A 1109-nucleotide genomic window follows, 5' to 3' on the forward strand; every position below is an offset into this window, starting at 1 on the left:
GGCGTTTTCAGCCGGTGGTTGCATCACCGAGGAGCTCGGTGAGCCGCTCGGCGGGAGTGTTCCATGCCAGGGTCATGCGGGGGCGTTCGTTGAGCTGTCGGGCGACGGTGTCGAGTTGGCGTTGGGTCACGGTGCGGAAGTTGGTCACGCTTTTTGGGTAGTACTGGCGCAGCAGGCCGTTGGTGTTCTCGTTGCTGCCGCGTTGCCAGGGGGAGTGCGGGTCGCAGAAGAACACCGGGCAGTCGGTGGCCAGGGTGAACGTGGCATGGGCGGCCATTTCGGAGCCTTGGTCCCAGGTCAGTGACCGGAGGAGCTGGGCGGGCAGGCGGCGCATCGCGGTGCTGAGCCGGGCGGCGACGTCGTGGCATAGGCGTCCGTCGGGCAGGGCGACCAGCATCAGGTAGCGGGTGCTGCGTTCGACCAGGGTCGCTACCGCGGAGGTGCCGTTCTTGCCGATGACCAGGTCGCCTTCCCAGTGTCCGGGCACGGCCCGGTCGTCGGCTTCAGCGGGCCGCTGTGAGACGTTCAGGCCGACCCAGTCACGGTTGGAGCGGGTCGCCGCGCCGGCGATGGGGCGGGTCCGGCGGCGGGCTCTGCCGGTGCGCAGGGCAACCTGGCGGCGTAGGTCGGTGCGTAGGCTGCCGCGGGATTGCAGGTAGATGGCCTGGTAGATGGTTTCGTGGGACACCTGCATCTCCGGTTGGTCGGGGTGCTCGGCACGGAGCTGGGCGGTGATCTGCTGTGGTGAGAAGCGTTTCCGGAGTAGCTGCAGGACCCGGGTACGCAGCGAGCCGGATCGGGCGAGTCTGGCGGTCCGTGGACGGGCCCGGGCGGTCATCGCCGAACGGTGCGCCGGCCCGGCCCGATAGGTCATCTCGGGGCGGTCGAACGTGACCGCGTGCCGGTGGAACGAATGCTGGGCGATCTCGCGGGAGATCGTCGATGGTTGCCGGGCCAGGCGCCGACCGATCGAGTTCATGGATTCCCCCGCGGCCAGGCCGCAAGCGATCTCTTCGCGTTCTCCGGACGACAATCGTGGTGCCATCTGCACACACCCCGTCTTGATCAACGATCAACGACAGGTGTTGCAACCACCGGCTGAGCCCAAG

Annotated in this window: 1 protein-coding gene; it reads right to left on the bottom strand. The window is 68.2% G+C overall.

From position 1 onward, the window contains the following. Positions 1-7 precede the first annotated feature (7 nt). Positions 8-1045: an IS30 family transposase gene (locus ACIBQZ_RS43390; protein WP_396094804.1), complete on the bottom strand. Its 1038-nt coding sequence runs from the start codon at positions 1043-1045 to the stop codon at positions 8-10. Positions 1046-1109: the final 64 nt, after the last annotated feature.

Origin of the sequence: Actinoplanes sp. NPDC049599 (assembly GCF_044465625.1) — a bacterium.
In the GTDB taxonomy this organism is placed as follows: Bacteria; Actinomycetota; Actinomycetes; order Mycobacteriales; family Micromonosporaceae; genus Actinoplanes.